Below are 23,230 nucleotides of genomic sequence, written 5' to 3'. Positions count from 1 at the left end.
CCTCCTGCCCGGCGACCGAGTGCGCGATCTGCCGGACCGGCTCGATGACCTCGATGAGGAGGAAGGGTAACGCCGAGGGCGGCGTCGGCGCGTGAGGGGCTTCCGCGTTGTGCGGGACCCCGGTGTGTGCCAGTAGGGTGACGCGCTGTGGCACCACGACCCTTGAATGAACTTGTCGAAGCCGGCTGGGCGAAGGCTCTGGAACCCGCGGGCGAACGTATCGCCGCGATGGGGCACTTCCTCCGGGCCGAGATAGCGGCCGGCCGGACCTACCTTCCGGCTGGGGAGAACGTCCTGCGGGCCTTCCAGCAGCCCTTCGACGACGTCCGCGTCCTGATCGTCGGCCAGGATCCCTACCCCACGCCGGGGATGGCCATCGGGCTGAGTTTCGCGGTCTCGCCCGAGGTGCGTTCCCTGCCGGGCAGTCTGGAGAACATCTTCCGGGAGATGCACTCCGACCTCGGGCTGCCCAGGCCGTCCAACGGGGACCTCACACCATGGACCGAGCAGGGTGTGCTGTTGCTCAACAGGGCGTTGACGACGGCCCCGCGCAAGCCCGCGGCACACCGGGGCAAGGGGTGGGAGGAGGTCACGGACCAGGCCATCCGGGCGCTGGCCGCGCGCGGCAAACCGCTGGTGTCCATCCTGTGGGGGCGTGACGCGCGCAATCTGCGGCCGCTGCTGGGGGAACTCCCGGCGATCGAGTCGGCTCATCCCTCGCCCATGTCGGCGGACCGCGGTTTCTTCGGCTCACGGCCGTTCAGCAGGGCCAACGACCTGCTGCTGCGGCAGGGCTCCCAGCCGGTGGACTGGCGACTGCCGTAGGCCGGGCTCCTGCGTGACGTCACGCAGGAGCGCGGTGAAGGCCTCGCCCCATGCCTCGACGGTGAGATGGTCGAACAGGTCCGTGGAGTACTCGAAGGTGACGGTGATGGCGTCGTCCCCCGGTGCCAGGACGGCGTACAGCTCGTTGCGTGCCACCTCCGGCGTCGGGAGACCGCGCACCGAGGCCGACACCGACCGCAGGTCCAGAGCGGGCGGCGGTGTGGTGACCACCGTGAACAGCACGGTCGGGAACAACGAGTCCCCGGTCCCGGGCGAGACCAGCTCGACCACCTCGGTCAGCGGCAGTTCCTGGTGGTCGAGCACGGTGAAGAGCGTCGACCCCAGCTGCGCCACGAGGTCGGCGAACGTCGCCGCCTCGCCGAGCCGGGCGCGCAGCAGGACCGCGTCCCCCAGCAGTCCGACCACGTCGGACCGCTCGCGGCGGGTGCGGTTGGCGCTGGACGCGGCCAGCACCACATCGGCGGGACCGCCGCACAATCCGGCCCGTCCAGGCGGCGAACGCCGCGGCCAGCACGGTGTACGGCGTCGTGCCCAGGCGGGTCGCGGTGTCCCGGACCCGCCCGGGTGTGTCCCCGTCGATGACCCAGGTGTGCAGGGCGCCCCGACCGGACAGCGTCCCGGGTCGCGGTCGGTCGTACGGCAGCGCCGGACGTAGGGGCACGCCGTCGAGTTCGGTGCGCCAGAACCGTTCGAGCTCCGCTCTGCGCTCGTCGCCCAGCTCGTGTTCCGCACGTGCGCAGTCGGTGAACTGCACGGCGGGCGGGGCCGGTCGGCTGCCGACGCCCTGATGCCGGGCGTTGTACAGTTCCTGCAGCTCACGCCAGATGACACCCATGGACCAGCCGTCGCAGACCGCGTGGTGGAACACGGTCACCAGCACCCAGCGATCCGGGCCGAGCCGCGCCAGCCGGAAGCGGAACAGCGGTGCGCGGTCCATCGCCAGGGCACGTGAGGCGTGCTCCCGGCACCACCGCTCGACGAACTCGGGGTCGTCGGCGTGCGCGGTGAGAATGTCGACCGGCAGCTCCACGGGCACGTCGGCCAGCACCTCCACGAGGTACCGCCCATCGCGTCGTACGGCCCTGCTGCGCAGTGCGTGATGGCGCCCCACCAGATCCTCGAGGGCGCCCGCCAGGTGGGAGAGATCGAGGTCGCCGTACAGGTCGATGCGGTGCCCGACGTTGTACACCTCGGGGTTGGCGTGCTCGTGGTGCCGACGCCACAGCCTGCGCAGCGCGGCGGTCATCGGCACGGTGTCCACCGTCGGCTCGGCGGGCCCGGGACGTTCGCCGCGTCCCGCGACGCCACGGATCGTGGAGTCGAGAAAGAACTCGGCCATGGAGAGTTCGATGTCCAGCCGGTCGCCCATACGGTTCAGCAGCCTGATCGCGCTCAGGGAGTGGCCGCCGAGTGCGAAGAAGGACCGGTTCACGGGCACCTGGCGCGCGCCGAGTTCGTCACACCACAGTTCGTGCAGCGCCTTCTCAAGCGGGGTGGCGGGTTGAGATTCCGTCTCCGGGGCCTCGTCGTCGGGCTCGGGCGCGGGGAGCCGGTCCCGGTCCAGCTTGCCCGAGGCGTTGACCGGGAGCCGGTCCAGGCGTACCCACCGGCGCGGTACCAGGTGGTCGGGGAGTTCTGCGGCGAGCGCGGCGCGCAGCCTGCGGAGGTCGTCCTGCGGGGTCGCGGGGACCACGTAGGCGACGAGTTCGGGGTCGCCGTGCCGGTCGCGGCGGGACACCACGGCCGCGTCGCGGACGCCGGGCAGGGCACTCAGCGCCCCTTGGACCTCGGTGGGTTCCACCCGGTGGCCCCGGATCTTGACCTGCTCGTCCGTGCGGCCGCAGTACTGGAGCGAGCCGTCCGTGCGCCAGCGTCCGAGGTCCCCCGTCCGGTAGAGCACGCCCCCCGAGCCGTCGTCGAGGAAGGCTCCGGCCGTCTCCGCCGGCCGGGCGTGGTAGCCGTGCGCGACCGGCGCGCCGCCCACATGGATCTCGCCGACGGCCCCCGGGGGCACCTGCTGCCCGGCGCCGTCCAGCAGCAGGATCCGGGCTCCCGACACGGGCGTGCCGATCGGCGGCCACTCCGCACCGCCGGGGTCGACCCGGTGCGAGGTGACGATGACGGAGGTCTCCGTGGGCCCGTACTGGTTGTACAGCGCGCACCGTGGGTGCGCGGCGAGGAAGCGGCGGAACGCGGGGGTGAGCTGCAGCGACTCCCCGGCCGAGAACAGCTCTTGCAGGGAAGGCAGTCGGGGATCGGTCTCGACCAGGTATCTCAACGGGGTGCAGGGCATGAACATCCGCTGCACCCCGTGGCGGCGCACCGCCTCCGCGACAGCCGTGGGGTCGTGCCGCACCTCGTCGTCGATCAGCACGAGCGCCGCCCCGGAGCCCAGCGTGGTGAAGATCTCCTGCACGCTGACGTCGAACGCGGGCGAAGTCCATTGCAGGGTGCGCAGCGCACGATGCCGGTCCAGATGCCCCCGCACGAGATTGGCCGGGCCGCGGTGCGGCACGACGACGCCCTTGGGACGGCCGGTCGAGCCCGAGGTGTAGATGCAGTACGCGGGGTCCTCGGACCGCGCTCCGTCGACCGGGGGACCTGCCGCGAGGACCCCGTCGACTTCGCCGACCTCGTCCACGAGCTGCACCGGCAGCCCCGCCGCAAGCTGCGGACGGCGCGCGAGGACGGCGTCGGAGGTCACCAGCAGAACGGGGGCGCCGTCATCGAGGAGCGTGGCAAGCCGCGGGGTGGGCATGGCGGGGTCGAGAGGCAGATACGCGGCCCCGCTCTTGAGCACCCCCAGCAGGGCGGTGATCAGTTCCGGACCGCGTGGCAGCAGGACCGCCACCCGCCCACCGCGTGCGGCGCCCCGGGTGCGCAACTGCCGGGCGAGCATGTTCGCGCGGGTGTCCAGCTCCCGATAGCCGACGCTCTCCGCACCGCTCACCAGAGCGACGGCGTCCGGTGTCCGCCGCGCCTGCTGCTCGAACAGCCCGTGCAGGGTGTCCTCGACGGTGGGCGACGGCTCGGCCAGGCGTCCCAGCCGCGCCGAGGTCGTACGGTCGGCGTCGGATACGGCGGTCAGTTCGCTCAGCGCCGCGCCGGGGGAGACGAGCGCGCGGTGCAGCACCTGCTCCACGTAGTGCACGAAGCGGCGCACGACGGTCTCGTCGAACAGGACCGTGTCGTACTCGACCATGAACCGCACGCCGTCGCGGTGGTGCGTCAGATAGATGCTGAGGTCGAACGGGGCGCGTGCGCTCGGCACGTCGAGCAGTGTGGCCGCCAGCCGGGGCGGGTCGAAGGTCACCTCACCCTCGTTCTCGTACTCCACCATCACCTGGAAGAGCGGGTTGCGCCCCGGGTCCCGCTGCGGGTTGAGCTCCTCGACCAGTTCGTCGAAGGGGACGTCACGGTGCTCGTACGCCGCCGTGCTGGTGGCCCGTACCCGGTGCAGCAGCGTCGGGAAGTCCGGGTCACCGGTGAGATCCAGGCGCAGGGGCACGGTGTCGAGGAAGAGACCGACGTGGTGTTCGCCGCCGACGGGGCGGGCGGCGACCGCGGTGCCGAGGACCACGTCGTGCTGTCCGCTGAACCGGCTGAGCGCTGCCGCCACGGCGCTTGTCAGCGCCATGAACGGAGTCGCCCGATGCGCTGCGGCGAATGCCCGTATCCCGTCGACGAGTTCGGCGTCCAGGTCATGGGTGAGGCCGGCTCCCGCCCCGGATCTGACCGGGGGACGGGGCCGGTCGGTGGGCAGGGCGAGGTCCGGGGCGCCGGCGAGCCGGCGCCGCCAGAAGTCGAGGGACGCGGCGGGATCAGGCAGGCGGACCGGCAGCACTTCGGGCAGCGGCGGCGGCTCAGGAGCGCCGTGCTGGACCGAGCGGTAGAAGGCGGCGAGGTCGTGGACGAGCACCGCCGTGGAGGAGGAGTCGAAGACGATGTGATGGGCCAGCAGGAAGAGCAGATGCCGGTCCTCGGACAGGCGCAGCAGCCGGGCCGTCACCAGCGGCCCGCCGCGCAGGTCGAGGATGCGGCACCCCTCGGTCCCGAGCACGGCGCGCAGCGCCTCTTCCTCCGTCGCCCCGGTGTGGTCGTCGACCGGGCACTCGAGCCGTACCCGGTCCTGTGTCTCCTGGTACGGAATGCCGTCGGCGTCGCGGAACACGGTGCGCAGCGCCGGATGCCGGTCCACGACCCGCTGCAGGGCCTGTCGCAGCGCCGGCACGCTCAGCGGGCCGTCCAGACGGATCGCCTTGGGCTCGTGGTACATGCCGGTCCCCGGATGCAGCTGCTCCAGGAACCAGATACGGCGCTGCGCGGGCGACAGCGGCATCCGCTTCGGCACAGGCGTCGTCGGCCCCTGCGCGCCGGGCCGCTCGCGGCGGCGGAGCCGGTCGAGCAGCGGCAGCGCCGCGAGGACCTGCTTCTCCGGCACGCCGAAGTCCACGAAGCAGGCGATCTCGTCCGCTCCGGCAGCCACCAGACGGCGTACGGTCCTGGCGGCGGTGTCCTCGTCGCCGATCAGAGCGCGTGAGGCGCAGTAGCGGTCGTAGGCGCGTTCGAGCAGGAACTCGATGTCGTCCTCGGGGGTGCTGTCGAGGTCGACGGCGAAGCCGAGGCTGTTGGTGACCTGGTCGAAGAGGGACAGCGACGAACGCAGGTACGTCACGAACGGCCGGTATGCCTCGGCTCGCGCGCGGTCCGCGTCGTCACCGAGGTACGTGTGCACCAGCACCACCACCCGGCCCGCGGCGGGATCGAGCCCGTGTTCGGCGCGGGTGCGCCGGTACAGCGCGATGTTCTCCGCCAGCTGTTCGACGGTCTGCGTCATCAGGTTGGTGACCACACCGAGGTCCTCGGCGGCTGCTCGGCGGTAGCTGTCGGGGTTGCCCACCACGGCGACGTACATGGGCGGTCGCTGCTGGACGGGGCGCGGGTGCAGCCGTATCTCGACGGGCTGACCGTCGCCCGCGGTCGTCGCCAGAGGCTGCCCCGACCAGAGCTGCCGTACGGTCGCCAGCTGCTCGTACATCACGTCGCGGTGCCGGCCGAAGTGCTGCGGGGCGAGCAGGAAGTCGGTGGCGTGCCAGCCACTCGCGAAACAGAGTCCCGCCCTGCCGCCGGAGATGTTGTCGACGACGGACCACTCCTCGGCGACCCTGACCGGATGGTGCAGCGGCAGGACGACCGAACCCGCGTGCAGCCGGATGCGGTGGGTACTGGCCGCGAGCGCGCCGGCGAGCACGGAGGGGTTGGGGAAGAGCGCGCCGAACGAATTGAAGTGCCGTTCCGGGAGCCACAGGGCGTGGAAACCGTGCTCGTCCGCGAACGTGGAAGCCTTCATGATCAGCGAGTATTTGTCGCGGTCGGCGGCGTAGTCGTCGACGGCGTCGGTGCCGCTGTCGGTGTCGTCGGGGTAGTCGCCGAAGAAGTACAGGCTGAAGTCGCATCCGCCGGCGGGCGCCGACTCGGGCTCGGGACCCGCCGGTACGGAGCGCCGCACAGGGATCGGCGCCGGCGTCGGGGCGACGGCAGGCGCAGTGGTCGCGGACGCGGCGGTGAGCATGTCGAGCTGGCGGGACATCACCCCGGTCACCTGGTCGACGAGATGCTCCGCGAGCTTCAGCTGCTGTTCGAACAGCTCGGTGAGTCCCGAGGGTGACTCGAGTGCCGGTGCCGGTGCCGGTCGCTGATGCTGCTCGTCCCGCTCCCGCTCCGGATTCGGCTGCGGTGCTGTGGAGCCGGCCTCGTCGGATCGTAACTGCGCCAGACGTTCGGCCAGCCTGCGTGGGGTGTCGGCCGAGGAGAACAGCTCCCGGACGGGGATGCGCACGTCGTACCGGTGCTCGAGCTCCGTCGTCATGCCCATCAGGGCGAGCGAGTCCGCGCCGAGTTCGAAGAACGAGCTGTCCGGCGCGACGTCCGCCACCTCGCTGCCGAGCTTCCGAGCGGTCAGCCGCCGCACCTCGGCGAGCAGTTCGTCGGGTGCCGTGGGTTTCTCCGGCGCCGTCGGCACGGCCCGGGGCTCCACCCGCTGCCTTCGCAGCGGATGCCCTGGCAGCGGAACCCTGCCACCGACGCCGTTGACCACGCGCCAATCCAGCTGCGCCCCCCTGCGGTACAGCGAGCCCAGCGATGTCAGAAGCCCCCGCACCTGGTCGGCTGCGTGCGCGCCCGTACCCTGCCCGCTGAGCCAGCGGCTCTCCGGCGCGCAGTGCCGTCCGAGACCGGTGAGGGTGGACCCGGCACTCATCTCCAGGAAGTCACCGACGCCTTCCGCCGCCGCGGCGGCCATGGCCAGGTCGAAGCGGACCGGTTGCCGCGCCTGGCGGCAGAGGTGGTCGGCGTCGAGGATCCAGCCCACGGGACGCGGCCGTCCGTCGGCCGTGGTCACCAGGGGTGTGTGCAGCGGACCGTAGGCGATTCGCTCGGCGTGGGAGCGGAAGTCGCGCAGCGCCGGTTCGACCGCGGCGGAGTGGAACGCCCTGGTGACGGACAGCGCCCGCCACCGCAGGCCCTCCAGGTCGAGCAGGCGCACCGCCTCCTCGACGGCCTGCGGCGAACCGGAGATCACCTGGGCGCACGGGCCGTTGACCGCGGCCAGTTCGGCGCCGGCGGCCCGTGCGATCCGTTGCGCAGGGGCCCGCTCGGCGCGGACCGCGAGCATGCCGCCCGGCGGACAGGCCCGGTGCATCAGCCGCCCACGCCATGCCGTGAGCCGCAGCCCGTCGTCGAGGGTGAGGGCGCCGCCCGCGAACAGCGCCGCGTACTCGCCGACGCTGTGGCCGAACAGCAGCGCGGGGCGGACCCCGGCGGTGCGCCACACCTCGGCGAGCGCCGACTGGTGGGCGAACAGGGCGGCTTGGGCCGTCTCGGTGGGCCAGGCCTCGTCCTCGGCGGCGGACTCGTCCAGCAGAAGGGGCAGCAGGGTGCCGCCGAACTCGTCGGCGTAGAGCTCCTCGCAGCGGTCGAGGGTCCGCCGGGCGGCCGGATGGGCGGTGTAGAGGCCGCTCGCCATGCCGCGGCGTTCGCTGCCCTGTCCGGGGAAGACGAAGGCGAGCGGACCGAGAGGACCGTGCGGGTCGGGCCGCTGCTCGTCCAGCGCATCGGCGAGTTCCTCGGCCGTCCGGCCGACGGCCGTGGTCCGTGCCGTCCGGTGGGGCCTGCCGAGCGCCATGGTGGCTGCCACGTCCGCGGCCGCCGGCTCCGGCCGCTGCCGCAGCCGGTCGCGAAGCCGGCCGGTGAGCTCGTCCAGGGCCTGTGCGTCCCGGGCCGACACCGGGACGAGTACGGGCAGTTCGGGGACGCCCGCCGGGGAAGCGGACCATGGCGGAGGCTCCTCCAGCAGCACATGGGCGTTGGTCCCGCCGACGCCGAGCGCGCTGACCCCGGCCCGGCGCGGCACTCCGTCCTCGGCCGGCCACGGTCGCAGCTCGGTACCCAGTGTCAACGGGCCGTCCGCCAGGCGAAGTTCGGGGTTGGGACGGGTCAGATGCAGCGTCGGCACCAGTGTGCGGTGTCGCAGCATGAGCACCGTCTTGATCAGACCGGCCATTCCGGCGCAGCTGTCCAGGTGTCCGATGTTCGGCTTCACCGAGCCGACGGTGCAGAACGCCGTGCGCCGCGTGCCCTCGCCGAGAGCCCTGCCCAGTGCCTCCAGTTCCACCGGATCACCGAGGCGGGTGCCCGTCCCGTGCGCCTCCACGTACGAGATCGTGTCCGCGGGGACGTTCGCCCTGCGCAGCGCCTGACGCACCACCTCGACCTGCCCGGCGACGCCGGGTGCGGTGAAACCGACCTTGCTCGCTCCGTCGTTGTTGACCGCGGAGCCCAGGATCACCGCGTGCACGGTGTCGCCGTCGGCCAGTGCGCGGTCGAGCCGTTTCAGCAGCACGGCGGCCACGCCGTTGCCGCCGACGGTGCCGTCGGCCTCCGCGTCGAAGGCCCGGCAGCGCCCGGTGGGCGACAGGATGGACCCGGGATGGCTGCGGTAGCCGGTCTCCTGGGGAAGATGCACGGCCGCGGCGCCCGCCAGCGCCAGGTCGGCCTCACCGCTCAGCAGCGCCTGGACCGCGAGGTGCACGGCGACCAGCGAGGTGGAGCAGGCCGTCTGCACTCCGATGGCGGGGCCGGTGAGCCCGAGCCGGTAGGCGACCCGGGAGGCGAGGAAGTCGGACTGGTGCCCGACGGCGGTCTGCAGGGCGGTGGCGGGGTCCGCCGTCCCGTCGGGCAGGCCGGTAGCCGGCGCGTGCTGATGGTCGTAGAGGTGCATGCCCGCACCCGCGTACACCCCGACCCTGGTGCCCGGTTCGGTCGCCGCGTAGCCGCCGTCCTCGAGCGCCTCGTGGCAACACTCGAGGAACAGCCGGTGGGCGGGATGCGTGAGACGGGCCTCCTTGGGGCTCATCCCGAAGAAGTCCGCGTCGAACGCGTCGACGCCGTCGAGGACGCCGGCGACCGGCACCAGGCCGGGCGCGCGCCGCTGCTCCGGGGACAGGCCCGCAGTCGCGAGTTCGGCGTCGTCGAAGATCCGGACGCTGTCCGCTCCGTCGCGCAGATTGGCCCAGAACCGCTCCACCGAGTCCGCACCCGGGAAACGCAGCGACAGGCCGACGACCGCGATGCGCTGATCGGCCGTGTTCCCGGCGGCGGCGACGACGGCGGCGCCCGTCGTCGCGGGCTCTGCCCGTTGCCCGCGGGCGGCGGCCAGATGAGAGGCGAGCGCGGCGGCCGTGGGGTGTTCGAAGAACGCGGTCTGGGCGATCGTCGTCGCGAGCCGCTGTTCCAGGCGGGACCGCAGGCGGGTGAGGAGCACAGAGGTCAGCCCGAGTTCGTAGAACGGCACTTGAGCCTCGACCGCGCGCCCCAGCACGGCGGCGATCTCCTCCGTCACCACCCGTGTCAGGCGCTCGGAGGCCGTGGCGTCCTGCGGGGCGGAGGCGGTCTGGAAACCACCGGCGATCAGACGGTTCCGAAGCTCGGCACGGCGCACCTTTCCGGCGGGAGTCCTCGGGAACTCGCCGGGCGGGACGGGCACGACCTGGGAGACGGCCAGCCGGAGCCGGGCGAACAGCGTCGCCTTCACCTCCCGCGCGATGCGTGCGTCCTCGTCGGCGCCGCGGCTCACGAAGAACACCGCCGGCTCCTCCGTGCCGCTGTCCGGGTGCGGAATGCCGCAGGCGGCCACGTCCCCCTGGCGGACGCCGACCACGGCGGTGGCCGCCGCCTCGAGCTCGTGGCAGTAGACGTTGTGCCCGTTGAGGATGATCAGGTCCTTGCGCCGTCCGGTGATCACGACCTGCCCACCGTCGAGAAAGGCCAGGTCACCGGTGTCCAGCCAGTCCCGTCCGGCGGGGAAGGCCTCGGCGTCCGCCGCCGGGTCGTTCACGTAGCCGGGGGTGAGACGGGCGGGCGTGTGCACCTGGAGCCTGCCGATCCTGCCCGCGGGCGCCGGCTCTCCGCCGTCGTCCACGATGCGCAGGGTGACGCCGTGTGCGGGCGACCCGGCTGCGACGAAGGAGACGCAGTCGTCCTCCGGGGTCTGCGCGTCGGCCCGCACCAGGTCGCCGCCCAGGCTGCTCTTGAGCAGGCGGTGCACGGTGCCCGGCCGCCCCAGCCGCCCGTAGGCGACGGCCGTGACCGTCTCCGCCATCCCCCACGCCGGCACGATGTGTTCCTCCCGGACGCCGGATGCGGCGGTGGCGTCGAGGAAGCGGCGCAGCACCGGCAGCACGATCTGCTCGCCGCCGCAGAGCAGCGACTTGAGGCCGGCGAGGTCCCGGGGCTTCTCCGGCCGCTCGGCGAGCGCGTCCGCGACGAGCCCGTAGGCGAAGGTCGGCGCCCAGCTGTGCTGGGCCCCGTGCTCGTCGAGGAGGTCCAGCCAGCGCAGCGGCTCGGCCAGCACCCGTTCGGTCGGTGCGTGCACGTTGGTGCATCCCACGAAGACCGCCAGCAGGTGGTAGAGCAGGAACGCGCCGCTGTGATCGACCGGGAGCCAGTTCACCGTGGTGTCTTCCGGGCGTACGTCCAGGATCCGTCTGGTGCTCGCGGCGAAGTCCGCCAGACCGGCGTGGGTGAGCTGCGCCGCCTTGGGCACCCCGGTGCTGCCGGAGGACAGCATCAGCAAGGCGACGTCGGACCCGGCCGGCCGGACGAGGTCGTCCGCGGGCGGCGCGCCCAGGCAGTCCTGCGCGACCACGACCCGTAGTGCGGGAGCGGCGGTGGCCAGGGCTTCGGCCCCGGTCGCGTCACTGACCACCAACGGCCGGTCCAGCACCGCACAGGCATGCAGCAGGCGTTCCGACGCCGGAGAGCCCGGCGTGGGCGGCTCCGCGATGGCCGTGGGCCGGGCGCCGCCGAGCACACAGGCCCAGAAGGCAGGGAAGAACTCGGCCAACGGCAGCCCGCACAGCACCACCGCGTCACCGGCGCGCAAGCCGCGCTCCCGCAGCCCGGTGAGCAGTCGGCGGGCCTGTGACAGCAGTTCGCGATAGGGCCGGGTGGTCGTGGAACCGTCCGGGGCGACGGTGACGACGCCCGCGCCGGAAGCCGAGTCCGCGGCACGCAGCAGGGCGTCCACGGCGCTGCGCGGGTCGCCTTCGGTGCGCTCCGGCTCAGGCCCCCGGCAGAGAGCCTGCCCCTGTACGCGTTCCATGCGTGTCCCCTCCTTCTTCACTCGTGGGCGACGGCGGCGGCGCACCGACCGCAGAGGCCGCGTCACGCATCTCCCGCAGGACCTCGGCCACTCGGCGAACGCCCTCGGTGAGCACCTTCTCCTCGGTGCTGAGGCTGATGCGGAAGCACCGGGTCGCGTGGTCGCCCAGAGCGGCGGAGGACAGTGGCTCCACGAAGAAGTGCCGTCCCGGCACGATGAACACGCGCCTGTCCTTCAGCCTGTTGTAGAGAGCGATGTCGTCGAACCACCCGTGGTTCACCCACAGCCAGCAGAACATTCCGCCGGCGCCGGAGTGCATCCGCCAGTCCAGGTCCGGCGGCATCACTTCCGCCAGCAGCTCCGCGACGAACCGCTTCTTCTCCCGGTAGTGGGGAGCGATCGCGTGCTGGGTGACGTGATCCAACCGCCCGTCCCGCAGCGTGCGGGCGAGGGCGGCCTGGGGCAGTTGCGGGGCGTGCAGCACGGAGTTGGACATGAACGCCGCCAGAGCGTCGATGTACTCGGGGGCCCCGATCGCGAACCCGAGCCGCTCCCCGGGCAGTCCGGCCTTGGAGACGGAGAAGCAGTTGACCACGTTGTCGTGCAGCACCGGCTCGGTGTGCACCTCGGCGATCCTGGGGAACGGGGAGCCATAGGCGTGATCCAGGAACAGCGGAACCTCACGTTCCGTCGCCACGGCGATGAGCGCGTCCAGGTCCGCCCGGTCCAGGGCGCGTCCGGTGGGGTTGCCCGGACTGGAGACCAGCAGCACGCCGATGTCCGACTGCCGTCTCAGACCTTCGATGTCCAGGGCGTACCGGAAGCGGTGGTCGCCCTGCCGCTCCATCCGGGGCGGTACCCCCACGATGCCCCGCTCGTGCATGCACAGGCCCTGGTAGCCGGTGTAGTCCGGCACCATGGGAAGGACGATCTTCCGGTCGCCTCGCTCTCCGGGGCCCGCGAAGAGGGCGGCCGCGGCGAAGCACACCATCTGGCTGCCCGGCCCGACGACCACGTTCTCCGGGCCGAGCCGCCAGCCGTACGTCCGGCGGAAGTAGTCGACCACGGCCTCGATGAGCACCTGACTGCCGCGCGACGGGCCGTAGCGGCAGCTGGTCTGCCCGAAGTCGTCGGCGAGCGACTCCGCCAGGGCGGCCCGCCACATGTCGTGTGCCTCGGGGATGGGAGCCGGGTTGCCCACGCCGAGGTTGAGCCACTCGTCCGCCGACGCACCCGCCGTACTGGCGGCGACGTCCTCCATGATGCCGCGCAGCCCGGAGACGCCGGCCATTCTCGTGCCGCTCAGCGACAACTGCATGTTCTTCTCCTCATCCTGGGTTGCGCAGGCAGCACGGTGACCAGGGACGGACCAAGGGGGTATGGCCTCATGGGCGGTGGACGACCCGTCGCGGGGGCCGGGGCCGGGGCAGCCGCAGCAGGGCACCGTGGTCCCGCGGTGATGTCGGCGTCCGAGTTCCGCTGTGCCGAAGGCCCGCAGGATCGTCGAGAGACTGCGGAGGGCCTTGCCGGGTGCGGTGCTGTCGGGTCACTCTTCCGAACGCGCACACGGCGGGCAGCGTGCAGCCCATGCTCTTAGCGCACGACGGTTCTGTCAACGCGTGTGGAGCACCGCGGTGTCGAGCGGCGAGGGGTGTCCCGGGCGGGTACGGCGTCGGCGATGCCCGTATCGCGGAGAACTGTCCGATGCCTAATTCGATGCCCCGACTAGTCGAATCCTTCCCGAAAAGTAGGGCGGCCGTACGCTTCGTCGGCAAACTGCGCGCTTGACAGGGGATCAACCCACGTACTCGTCAAGAGATATGATCACCCCTTCCCTCATTCGGTCACACGCCATAGAGTGGGGAACGTCCTTCGGGACGCCTCGTGAATCTGTGGTGCGTCATTACCGGTGCATCGCTCGGATGAACACGAGGGAGGCAGCGAACCTCTCGCCATTGGCTGTCGAAGAGGACGGACGCTGCGTGTTAGGCGCCGCTGGTCGGCGCGACGGGGGACTACGAAGGGGGTACGGGGCGCTCCATCTGCCGTTGGATCGGCGTGTGGGCTGCCGTGAGCGCACGGCGTGCCGCTCGGGCTTCTTCAGCCCGGAATACCGCGGAACCAAGGGGCCTTTCCTCGGCGCGAGGAAGGGCGCGGAGGAGGCACGGCGGCCGACGCCGATCGTCGGGCTGCCCGGCTGAACTCGGGTTGTCGGCCAAGGATCCGCAGGCCAAGGATCCGCAGGCCAGGGATCTGCCGACCAAGGATACGGTCGTGGGACATGCGTCCCGCCGCCGGTGAGCCCGCTCCGCGCTGTCGACGGCGCCGTGAGACGACATGTCCATGAACAAGTCCGTGCGGGATGCACGCATCGCTTCAGTGCTGGGGGAAGTGGAGTGGAATGTCCTACGCCTGTGTAGGTTTAGCCGACGGCGTACGCGAAGAAATGGCCAGAAGCCGCGGACCTTCTTCGGGCTCGCTCGGTAAATCTTTCGTAGATCTTTCGGTGAACTCGCCGGCCGTGCTGTGCCCGACGGCCGGCGCTGAGAACCCGTTCTTTATTTCTATGGATTTCGTCAACGCTTCTATGAACATTCCGAAAGCGGCTCCATGTAGCCTGCATGGACCCTTACTTCGGCCTCCCGGACCGCGGTGCGGCGTATGAAGACGATTCGAGAAGCCTTCGAGGCCCATGCGGCACGGACACCGGATGCGGTGGCCGTGCGGGCCACCCGGACCTACACCTACCGCGAGCTCTCGGCGAGGGCGGCCGCCCTCGGCGAGGAGATCCTCGCGCACACCCCGACCGGGTCGCTGGTCGCCCTCGACGCGGCCGGGCCGGCCGGCGGCGTGGTCGGCATCCTCGCCGCCGCGGGCAGCGCCTGCGCGGTGCTCCCGCTGAACCGGGAGAGCCCCCCGGCCCATCGCGAACGGATCCTCGCGAGCGCCCGGCCGTCCCTCGTCCTGCGCGAGACCGCCGAATGCGCCTTCACCGTCGAGCCCGTTCCGGCCACCGGGGGGCCCTTCGTCCCCCGCGAGCCGGTCATGGCCGATGTCGCCTACGTCATGTACACCTCGGGGTCGACCGGACTCCCGAAGGGCGTCATGGTTCCCCACCGGGCGCTGCTCGACCGGCTGGCGGGCCTTGCGTCCACCCCCGGGCTGGCGGCGGGCGAGACGATGGTCGCCGCGACCGCCCTGTCCTTCGACATCTCGATGGCGGAGATGCTGCTGCCGCTGACGGTCGGCGCGTCCTTCCTCGCCGTCCCGGACGATGTGCGCTTCGACCCCTACTCCTTCGAGGACTTCGTCAACAAGCACGCCCCCCAGGTCATCCAGGCCACCCCCAGTTTCTGGCGCATGCTCCTGGCCGCGGACTGGCAGGGCGCCGAGGGCGCCAGGATCTGGTGCGGCGGAGAGGCGCTCACCCCGGAACTGGCGCGTCGCCTCCTGCCCCACGGCACGGAGGTCTGGAACCTGTACGGCCCGACCGAAGCCACGATCTGGGCCACCGCAGCGCGCGTCGAATCCCCGGACGTGATCTCACTGGGACGCCCGCTGGAAGGCAGCGGCCTCTACCTGGCCGCCGTGGACGGCAGCGGCACGACGCACCTGGACGAGACGGTCACGGAGCCCGGAACGGACGGTGAGATCGTGCTGTACGGCGCCGGCATCGCGCTCGGCTACCTGGACAGGGACGACCTGACGGCCGAGCGGTTCCCCGTCAGAGAGACCTCCGACGGCGACGAACGTCTCTACCGCACGGGCGACCGCGCGAGATACCGGGCGAACGGCTCCCTGGAGTTCCTCGGGCGCGCCGACGGTCAGATCAAACTCCGCGGCCACCGCATCGAACTGGGCGAGATCGAGGCGGTGCTGGAGGAGCATCCGGCGGTGACCGCCGCGGTCGCCGTCCTGCGCGACGCCGACCGGCCGCAACGCGCGTCGATCATCGCCCATGTCGCGGCCCGCGGAGACGGCGCGTCCGACAAGGCCCTCCGGGGTTGGTTGCTCGAACGGCTCCCGGCCGGCCATTGCCCGAGCCGGATCGTCGTCCGGGAGACGCTTCCGCGCACCGCCGCCGGAAAGGTCGACCGCGTGCTCCTGGCCGGCGAATAGGGCACGCGGCCCGAACGCCAGGAAGCCGCGGCCGACCCCCGAGCGGAGCTCACCGACGCCGCCCCGTGCGGTGGCGGCCCGTGGGCTGAGCGCGGTGTGACCCCGCCGACGTCCCAGGACATCAGCAAGCGTATGGAGGCAACGAGTTGAGCCAGGTGAAGACCGCTCCGATGACGTTCGGTCAGCTGTCGGTGCTGAGGGACCTCGACCTGTCCGGGCCCGACGAGCAGAGCGACGGCAATCTCCCCCTAGTCTTCGACGTCCCGTCCGGTACGGGCGTGGACGAGGTCACCGCGGCCTGGTGGCGGCTGGTGGAGCGGCACGAGGCGCTGCGGACCGTCTACGACCGGCGGGCCGCGGAGCCCACCCAGACGGTCCGGCCCTTCCGGAAGGGCGAGCTCGGCACGGTCGAACTGCCCGCCGCCACCCGGGAGGCGGCCCTGCAGGTCGCCGGGGAATGGGCGGAACACGAGATACGCATCGACGTCGAGCAGTCCTGGCGCGGCGCCGTCGCAGTCCACGAGGGTCTCGCCACCCACCTGGTGTGCGTGGTGCACCACCTGGCCGTCGACAGCGCCGCCTGCACCCTGCTGGAGAGCGAGTTCGACACGCTCGTCTCCGGCGGCACGCTCGCCCCCGACCCGCCGCAGCCCGTCGACCTCGCGCTGGACCAGCACGGCGACGAACAGCAGCGTCGGCAGACGATCGAGTTCTGGCTCGAGGAGTGGGAGGGATTCGTCGAGGAGGACCGGCAGGGCGACGACACCAGCCGCAGGTTCCGGGCGGCGCTGTACTCGGAGCGCGCCCAGGACGCCGCTCGCACGGTCTCCGAACGCCTCGCCGTGTCCGTCCAGTCCGTGATCCTCGGCGCAGCCGCCCTCGCCCTGTTCGGTCTGAAGGGCCGTGACCGGGCCACGTTCGGCCTCCTCGCGGGCAACCGCATGGACAAACGCTGGCAGACGCTCCTCAGCAGCATGAACCAGCTCGCCCCGATGACCGTCGCCGCCGACGGCGACGCCGACCCGGACGGGTTCCTGCGCACGCTCTACATGAACAGCCTGGAACGCCTCCTCTACGGCTCCTACAGCATCGACGAACTCCGGGCCCGGCTCACGGAGGCTGGCTGCCACAACCCCGATCCGCTGCAGTTCGACTGCTACTTCAACTACCTGGGGGAGATCGCCCGGCCCCCGGCGGCGCAGTCACCGGCACACGACGACGTCGAGTGGTTCGACGACGCCTGGCAGGGCGGGCCGCGCTTCAACCTCAGGGCCGCCACCGGATCCGGCCTGCACCTGTCCCTCACCGCGAGCGACGACTACCTCGGCGCCGAGGCGACCGGCCGCTTCCTCGCCTCCGTCGAGGCCGCGCTGGTGAGCCTCGCCGACGGCGGGCCGGACACCGTGGGCGAGGTGGGCCTGGCCCCGCTGCGGAAGGTCAGCCCGCCGCCGTGTACGAAGGACGGGGACACCGTCCATGAGTGACACCCGGCAGGCGGCCGTGGACGCCGGCCCTCGTACGGGCCGATGTCCCTATCACGTGGCCGATCGCACGCAGGCCGACCCGTGCATGGACTACCTCCATCTGCGCGACGACGAGCCGGTCCGGTGGGACGAGGACCTCGGCGTGTGGCTCGTCACCGGATTCCGCGAGGTGAGCGACCTCCTGCGCCACCCGTCCCTCTCGGCGGCCTGGCCGGAGCAGGGCAGGACCACGCTGCACACCCCGGACGCAGGGAAGGACGGCGACGGGAGCCGCACCTCCGAACTGGTGCGCAGATGGTTCATGTTCATCGACAACCCGGCGCACGCCGACGCCCGGAAGATCGTCGCCCCGCTCTTCTCGACCGAACGCCTGGCAGCGGCACGCCCCTTCGTGGAGGGGCTCGTCGACGAACTCCTCGCGCCCGAGCGTGCCGTGCTCGACGTCATGGACGAACTCGCCGTTCCGCTGTCGAGCCGGGTCGTCTGCCACATCCTCGGACTGCCCGAGGACGTCGCGCCCCGCCTCGCCGTGTGGGCCCCCGACATCGCGGCGTTGCTCGTCGCGGACTATCTCCCCCAGGTGATCACCCGGGGATACCAGGCGCTGCACGAGGTGACCGCGGCCGTCGACGAGGCGCTCCGGGGCGAGGTGCCCGAAGAGTCGGGCCTGTGGCTGCTGCGCGAGGCGCACCGGCGCGGCGAGATCGAACTCCAGGACGTGTGGGCCACGGCGAGCCTGCTCATCTACGCCGGCTTCGAGACCACCTCGACCTTCATCGGCAAAGCCGTACGGGCCGCCCTGCACGCCGGCGCCTGGGACGAGATCCTGAAGGCCGAGCCGGCCGTCGCGGTGGAGGAACTGCTGCGCTTCGACACCTCGGTCCAGCAGGTCGCCCGCTTCGCGACCGCGCCCGTCGAGGTGGCGGGGCGTCATATCGCCGCCGGCGACCTCGTGCTGATCATGCTGGGGGCGGCCAACCGCGACGCGGCCGTCTTCGACGACCCCGAACACCTGCGGCCCGGCCGGGAGATCAAACGGCACCTCACGTTCGGATACGGCGTGCACTACTGCCTGGGAGCCGGACTGGCACGGCTGGAGGCCGAGGTCGCCCTGCAGCGGCTCGGCGCCCGGTGGGACACGATCGAGGAGGCCGCCGCCCCCGTGACCCGCTCGCACTACGGCCTCACCGTCCTGGAACACCTCACGGTCAGAGGGGGGACCCGCAATGGCGCGTGACGCCGAAACCGCCTCGTACACCCATGGCGAGCTCATCCACGAAGCGGTGGCCCACCAGGCGCGCACACAGCCCGCCGCCATCGCCGTCGTACAGGGCGACGTCCGCCTGACGTACGCGGAACTGGACGCGGCGAGCGACGACTACGCCGCCGAACTGCGTGCCCAGGGCGTCGCCCCGGGACACCGGGTGCCCGTGCTCATGGCACGCTCGCCCCAGTACGTGGCCGTCGTGCTCGCCGTCCTCAAGTGCGGGGCGGCCTACGCGGCCCTCGACCTGCGGTGGCCCGAGGAGCGCCTGCGCGCCGTCCTCGGCCGGCTCGAGCCGCCGCTCGCGGTCGTGGCGGAGCCCAGGGACCTCCAGGTGCCCGTCTGGTCCTCGGCCGACCACCCCGTCGACGAGGCGGTGCGACGCGGCCGGCGGATTCCCGCCGCGGTGTGCGACGGCGGCAGCGAGGCCACCGTCTTCTTCACCTCGGGCAGCACCGGCGTCCCCAAAGGCGTCGTCACCCCGCACCGGGCCACCACCCGGCTCTTCCAGCCCGGTGGCTTCGGCGACTTCGGTCCGGGCCACGTCATGCTCTCGGCGGCCGCGCTGCCCTGGGACGTCGCAAGCCTGGAACTGTGGGGACCGCTGGTCAGCGGCGGCACCGTGGCCCTGGTGGAGGACGAGTACCTGCTGCCCTCGGGCCTCGCCGCACTGATACGCGACCAGCGCGTCGACACGGCATGGCTCACCGCGTCCCTCTTCAACGCCTTCGTGGACGAGGACCCCTCCTGCTTCCTCGGCCTGCGCCATGTGATGACCGGCGGGGAGCGGCTGTCATCGCACCACGTGGGCAGATTCCTCGCCGCCCACCCGACGGTGCGGCTGACCAACGGTTACGGGCCCGTCGAGTCCTGCGTCTTCACCACCACGCACGACGCGGTGCCGCAGGACACGGAACGCACCCACGGCATCCCCATCGGCAGGCCCGTGCCGCACACCACGGTCCACGTGATGCGGGACGGCCGGGTGTGTCCGCCGGGGGAGACCGGCGAGATCTGCATCGGCGGGGACGGCCTCGCAGGCGAGTACCTGGGCATGCCGCAGGACACGGCCGCGCGCTTCGTGGACACTCCCGTCGACGGCGGGACCGTCCGCCTCTACCGGACCGGGGACCTGGGGTTCACCACCCCCGACGGACTGCTCCACTACGTCGGACGGGCCGACCGCCAGGTGAAGATCCGAGGCCGGCGGATCGAGCCGCTGGAGATCGAGAACGTCTGTCTCGCCCTGCCGCACGTCAAGCAGGCGGTCGCGGTGCCGGTGCCCGGCGCGGACGGCGCCTACACCGCGATGGTGCTCTTCTACGTCGTGGAGCCGGGCGCCGCCGAGGAGGCCGTCACACCGTCGGCCGTGCGCGCCCACCTGGTGGCCGGGCTGCCTCCCCACAGCGTTCCCGACGACCTGCGGCGAGTCGACGCCGTCCCGCTGTCGTCCACCGGGAAGACGGACACCGAGCGGCTGCTGTCGACGACCCGGCCGGCGCCCGCCGACGCGCCGGGGGAGACGACCGCTCCTGCCGGATCCGCTGTGCCGGAGAGCCGGTGGACGGCGGTCGTCCTGGAGGAGTTCCGCACGCTGCTGGGAACCGAGGCCGCGCCCGACGTGCCGTTGGCGGTGCTCGGCGGAACCTCCCTCGACGCCATCCGGCTCTGCGCGCGGCTCTCCGACCGCACGGGCATCTCCGTGCCGGTCTCCGGCTTCCTGCGCAACCCCACGGTCAGCGGACTGGCGGAACTCCTTCAGACCCGCTCCGGCCCCGCCCTGCCGACGTCACCCGGCCGCACCGACCGCGTCCCGCTCGACGGCGTCCAGGCCCACTTCGGCCTGCTGCACGAGCTGGACCCCAGCGACTCCGCCGCCCTCTGCCACCTGCTGTGGGAGGTCACCGGCGCGCTGGACACGGCGGCCCTGGAGCAGGCTCTCAACGACGTGCAACGACGCCACGAGGCCCTGCGGTCGGCCTATCGGCTCGATCCCGAGCCGGTGGCGGTCGCACCGGACGCCGTGGACGCCCTCCGCGTCGAGACGCTCGGGGCGGGCGACGGGCCGGAGGAGGCGCGGGCTCGGGTGGAGAAGGCGCTGAACCGCCCCCTGGCCATCGAGGACGCACGGGTCTGGCGATGCGTGTACGCCCCGGTGGACGAGGACACGGCGCTGCTGGGCGTCACCGTCCACCACATCGCCTTCGACGGCTGGTCGCAGGACCTCCTCGTCGCCGAGCTGACCCACGCCTACGACGCCCGCAGCCGTGGGGCCGAGCCGCACTTCGAGAACACGGCGCCCACCCTGCGCGAGGTGGCCGACGAGGCCGCACGGTTCCGCGACCCCGACGAGGCCGCCGCTCAACTGAAGTACTGGACGGAGCACCTCGCGCAGGTGCCGGAACTCACGCTGCCCGCACCCGGGCCGGAGCCGGCACGGGCGTTCGAGGGTCTGGGATTCACCGTGGACGCGGCGGTCGCCGCCCGGCTGCGGGCCGAAGCCGGTCAGCTCGGATCGACCGTGTTCCTGCCCCTCGTGGCCGGGTACGCGGCTGCCCTCGCCGACGCGACCGGGCAGGACGACTTCGGCATCGGCGTACCCCTGATGCGTCGTTCCGGACCCGGCTGCATGGCAGCCGTGTCCTGCCTGGTGGACGTCCTGTGCCTGCGGCTGTCGGGCAGGGACGGCGGGCCGGTGCTCGCGGACCTGTCGAAAGTGGCTCGCTCCGCGGTCGAGGACGCCTTCGCCCGCCAGGACGTGGCGTTCGCCGAGGTGGTCCGTGCGGTCGGGCCGCCCCGCACCGGCCGTAATCCGCTGTATCAGACGATGTTCGCCGTGCAGAACGCCGTGCCCGAGGAACTCGTGCTCACCGGCTGCACGGTGCGGCGCCTGCCGATGGCGCCGCCAGCCGCCATGCACGAGATCGTCTGCGAGATCTGGCCGACGGCCGACGGCGGAATGCGGGTGGACATCAGCTTCCAGGCGGACCGCGTCGCGTCGAGGACCGCGCACCGTCTCGCCCACGCCTACGAGGAGCTGCTGGTCTCCGGCGAGCTGCCCGGCTCTCAGCGCTCGTGAACAGTCACCACTCGAAGGGACCCCACCTCTCCATGCAGGACAACTCAGAGGAACGGACGGTCGTCTGCCTGCTGCGGCGCTTCGTCGACGCGAACCCCGAGGCGACCGCGATCGAGTGCGGTAAGGACGTGCTGACGTACCGCCGTCTGTGGGACGAGGCCGGAGCCATGGCGGCGCGGCTCCAGCGGACGGCCGGGTTCGAGCCGGGCGGTGTACTCGGCGTCCTCTTCGAGCGGGGCATACCGGGGGTGATCGCCCAGCTGGCGGCCTGGCGCGCCGGAGCCGCCTACCTGCCCCTGGACCCCGCCCTTCCGGACGGACGCATCGAGTCGGTCCTGAAGGACGCGCGGCCCTTCGCCGCCCTGGCCCAGCCCGATCTCCGGCACCGGGTGCCGCAGCCGGTCCCCGTGCCGGAGGCCGGCTCCTGCGGCCCCGCGCAGGAGCCGCGGCCGGTCAGGTCGACGCTCGCCTACGTCATCTACACGTCCGGTTCCACCGGCACGCCGAAAGGGGTGGAGGTCGGTCACGCCGGCCTGGTGAACCTGCTGGACTGGCACCGCGAGACCTACGGGACCGGGCCCGGCGTGCGGGTGGCCGCCTTCGCGGGGCTGGGGTTCGACGCCTCGGTCTGGGAGGTCTGGGCGACGCTCGCGGGCGGCGCGACCCTCGTCCTCCCGGCCGAGCCCCTGGGCGCCGACGTCACGGCCATCTCGGACTTCCTCCAGGAGAACGCGATCGAACAGTGCTTCCTGAGCACACCGCTCGCCGAGGAGCTGATCGGCTCGGACCGGCCGCCCGGCTCCCTGCGCGTCCTGCTCACCGGAGGCGACCGGCTGCGGGTGCGGCCCAGCGGCTCGTTCCCCGCCGCGGTCCACAACCACTACGGACCGACCGAGGCCACCGTCGTCACGACCGCCAGCCAGGACCTGCGCGGCACCGGCCGCCCCGACCGGCCGCCGGTCATCGGCGCCCCCATCATGGGCGCGCGCGTCCGGCTGGTCGATCCTCAGGGCGTGGACGTCGCCGGCCCCGGCGAGACCGGTGAACTCCTCATCGGCGGGGCGGTCCTGGCGACCGGCTACCGCAACGACCCCGCCCTCACCGCGGAGAAGTTCGTCGAGCTGAGGGCCGACGCCGACGGCACGGCGGACCGGTGGTACGCCTCAGGCGACCTCTGCCGCTGGACCGACTCCGGCGACCTGGAGTTCGTCGAACGGCGCGACGCCCAGCTGAGCGTCCGCGGCAACCGGGTCGAACCGGCCGAGATCGAGCACACCGTGCTGACCGTGGCGGAGGTGAGCCAGTCGGCCGTCGTGCTGTGGGACGACGGTTCGGGCGGTTCCCTCGCCGCCTTCTACTGCGGTGCGGCCGCCGTGGAGGCGGTGCAGGAGGCGCTGGTCGCGCGGCTGCCCCGGTACATGGTCCCGTCCCGCGTCCAGCGGCTGGACGCCATGCCGCTGACGCCGAACGGCAAGATCGACCGCAATGCCCTGCTGGAGATTCCCGCCGGGCCGGCCCAGCGGCCCGAGGGCGCCTTCCGGCCCGGTTCCACCGAGGAGGGCATCGCCGAGATCTGGGCGGAGCTGACCGGCATCGCGCCCGACGTCCGCGACAACTTCTTCGACGTCGGCGGGCATTCCCTGCTGGCGGCGCGCATGATCGGCAAGGTCCGTGACCGGTTCGGCGTCAAGGTCGGGCTGCAGGCGGTGTTCGACCACCCGGTCCTGGCGGACCTGGCGGCAGAGGTCGACGCCGCGTCGAAGAACGGAGTCTGAGAC

General features: G+C 72.2%; 7 protein-coding genes and 1 pseudogene. 6 read left to right on the top strand and 2 right to left on the bottom strand.

The annotated features are described in order from the left end of the window. Nucleotides 1-147 precede the first annotated feature (147 nt). Entirely contained in the window at nt 148-825 is a 678-nt protein-coding gene (locus tag ACWD4O_RS11310; RefSeq protein ID WP_351912885.1) for a uracil-DNA glycosylase, read from the top strand. Here ACWD4O_RS11310 and ACWD4O_RS11305 read toward each other — a convergent pair. Further along, nucleotides 751-11,506: pseudogene (locus tag ACWD4O_RS11305) on the bottom strand (amino acid adenylation domain-containing protein). The gene ACWD4O_RS11310 and the pseudogene ACWD4O_RS11305 sit on opposite strands and share 75 nt — an antisense overlap. Further along, entirely contained in the window at nt 11,466-12,824 is a 1,359-nt protein-coding gene (locus ACWD4O_RS11300; protein WP_451279532.1) for a valine--pyruvate transaminase, read from the bottom strand. Before ACWD4O_RS11300 ends, ACWD4O_RS11305 begins: the two are co-directional and overlap by 41 nt. Before the next feature lie 1,343 nt (nt 12,825-14,167). Here ACWD4O_RS11300 and ACWD4O_RS11295 point away from each other — a divergent pair. The 5 genes from ACWD4O_RS11295 to ACWD4O_RS11275 all read left to right on the top strand — a co-directional run bounded on the left by ACWD4O_RS11295 (nt 14,168) and on the right by ACWD4O_RS11275 (nt 23,227). Further along, on the top strand, nt 14,168-15,625 hold the full coding sequence (locus ACWD4O_RS11295; RefSeq protein ID WP_451279531.1) for an AMP-binding protein: 1,458 nt from the start codon (nt 14,168-14,170) through the stop codon (nt 15,623-15,625). Between the two features lie 155 nt (nt 15,626-15,780). Further along, nucleotides 15,781-17,109 (top strand): condensation domain-containing protein, encoded by a 1,329-nt coding sequence (locus tag ACWD4O_RS11290; RefSeq protein WP_451279658.1) that lies wholly within the window; start codon nt 15,781-15,783, stop codon nt 17,107-17,109. Further along, complete coding sequence (locus ACWD4O_RS11285; protein ID WP_451279530.1) at nt 17,102-18,346, top strand: cytochrome P450; 1,245 nt, start codon at nt 17,102-17,104, stop codon at nt 18,344-18,346. The genes ACWD4O_RS11290 and ACWD4O_RS11285 overlap by 8 nt, the downstream gene beginning before the upstream one ends. Next, nucleotides 18,336-21,452, top strand: a complete 3,117-nt coding sequence (locus tag ACWD4O_RS11280) for an amino acid adenylation domain-containing protein (RefSeq protein WP_451279529.1) — start codon at nt 18,336-18,338, stop codon at nt 21,450-21,452. The genes ACWD4O_RS11285 and ACWD4O_RS11280 overlap by 11 nt, the downstream gene beginning before the upstream one ends. A 32-nt stretch (nt 21,453-21,484) precedes the next feature. Next, nucleotides 21,485-23,227 (top strand): non-ribosomal peptide synthetase, encoded by a 1,743-nt coding sequence (locus ACWD4O_RS11275; protein ID WP_451279528.1) that lies wholly within the window; start codon nt 21,485-21,487, stop codon nt 23,225-23,227. The last annotated feature ends 3 nt before the right edge of the window (nt 23,228-23,230 follow it).

The sequence above is a fragment of the Streptomyces sp. NPDC002623 genome (assembly GCF_053592635.1).
The sequence above is the reverse complement of the archived record's forward strand: the minus strand, read 5'-3'. Positions and strand labels throughout refer to the sequence as shown.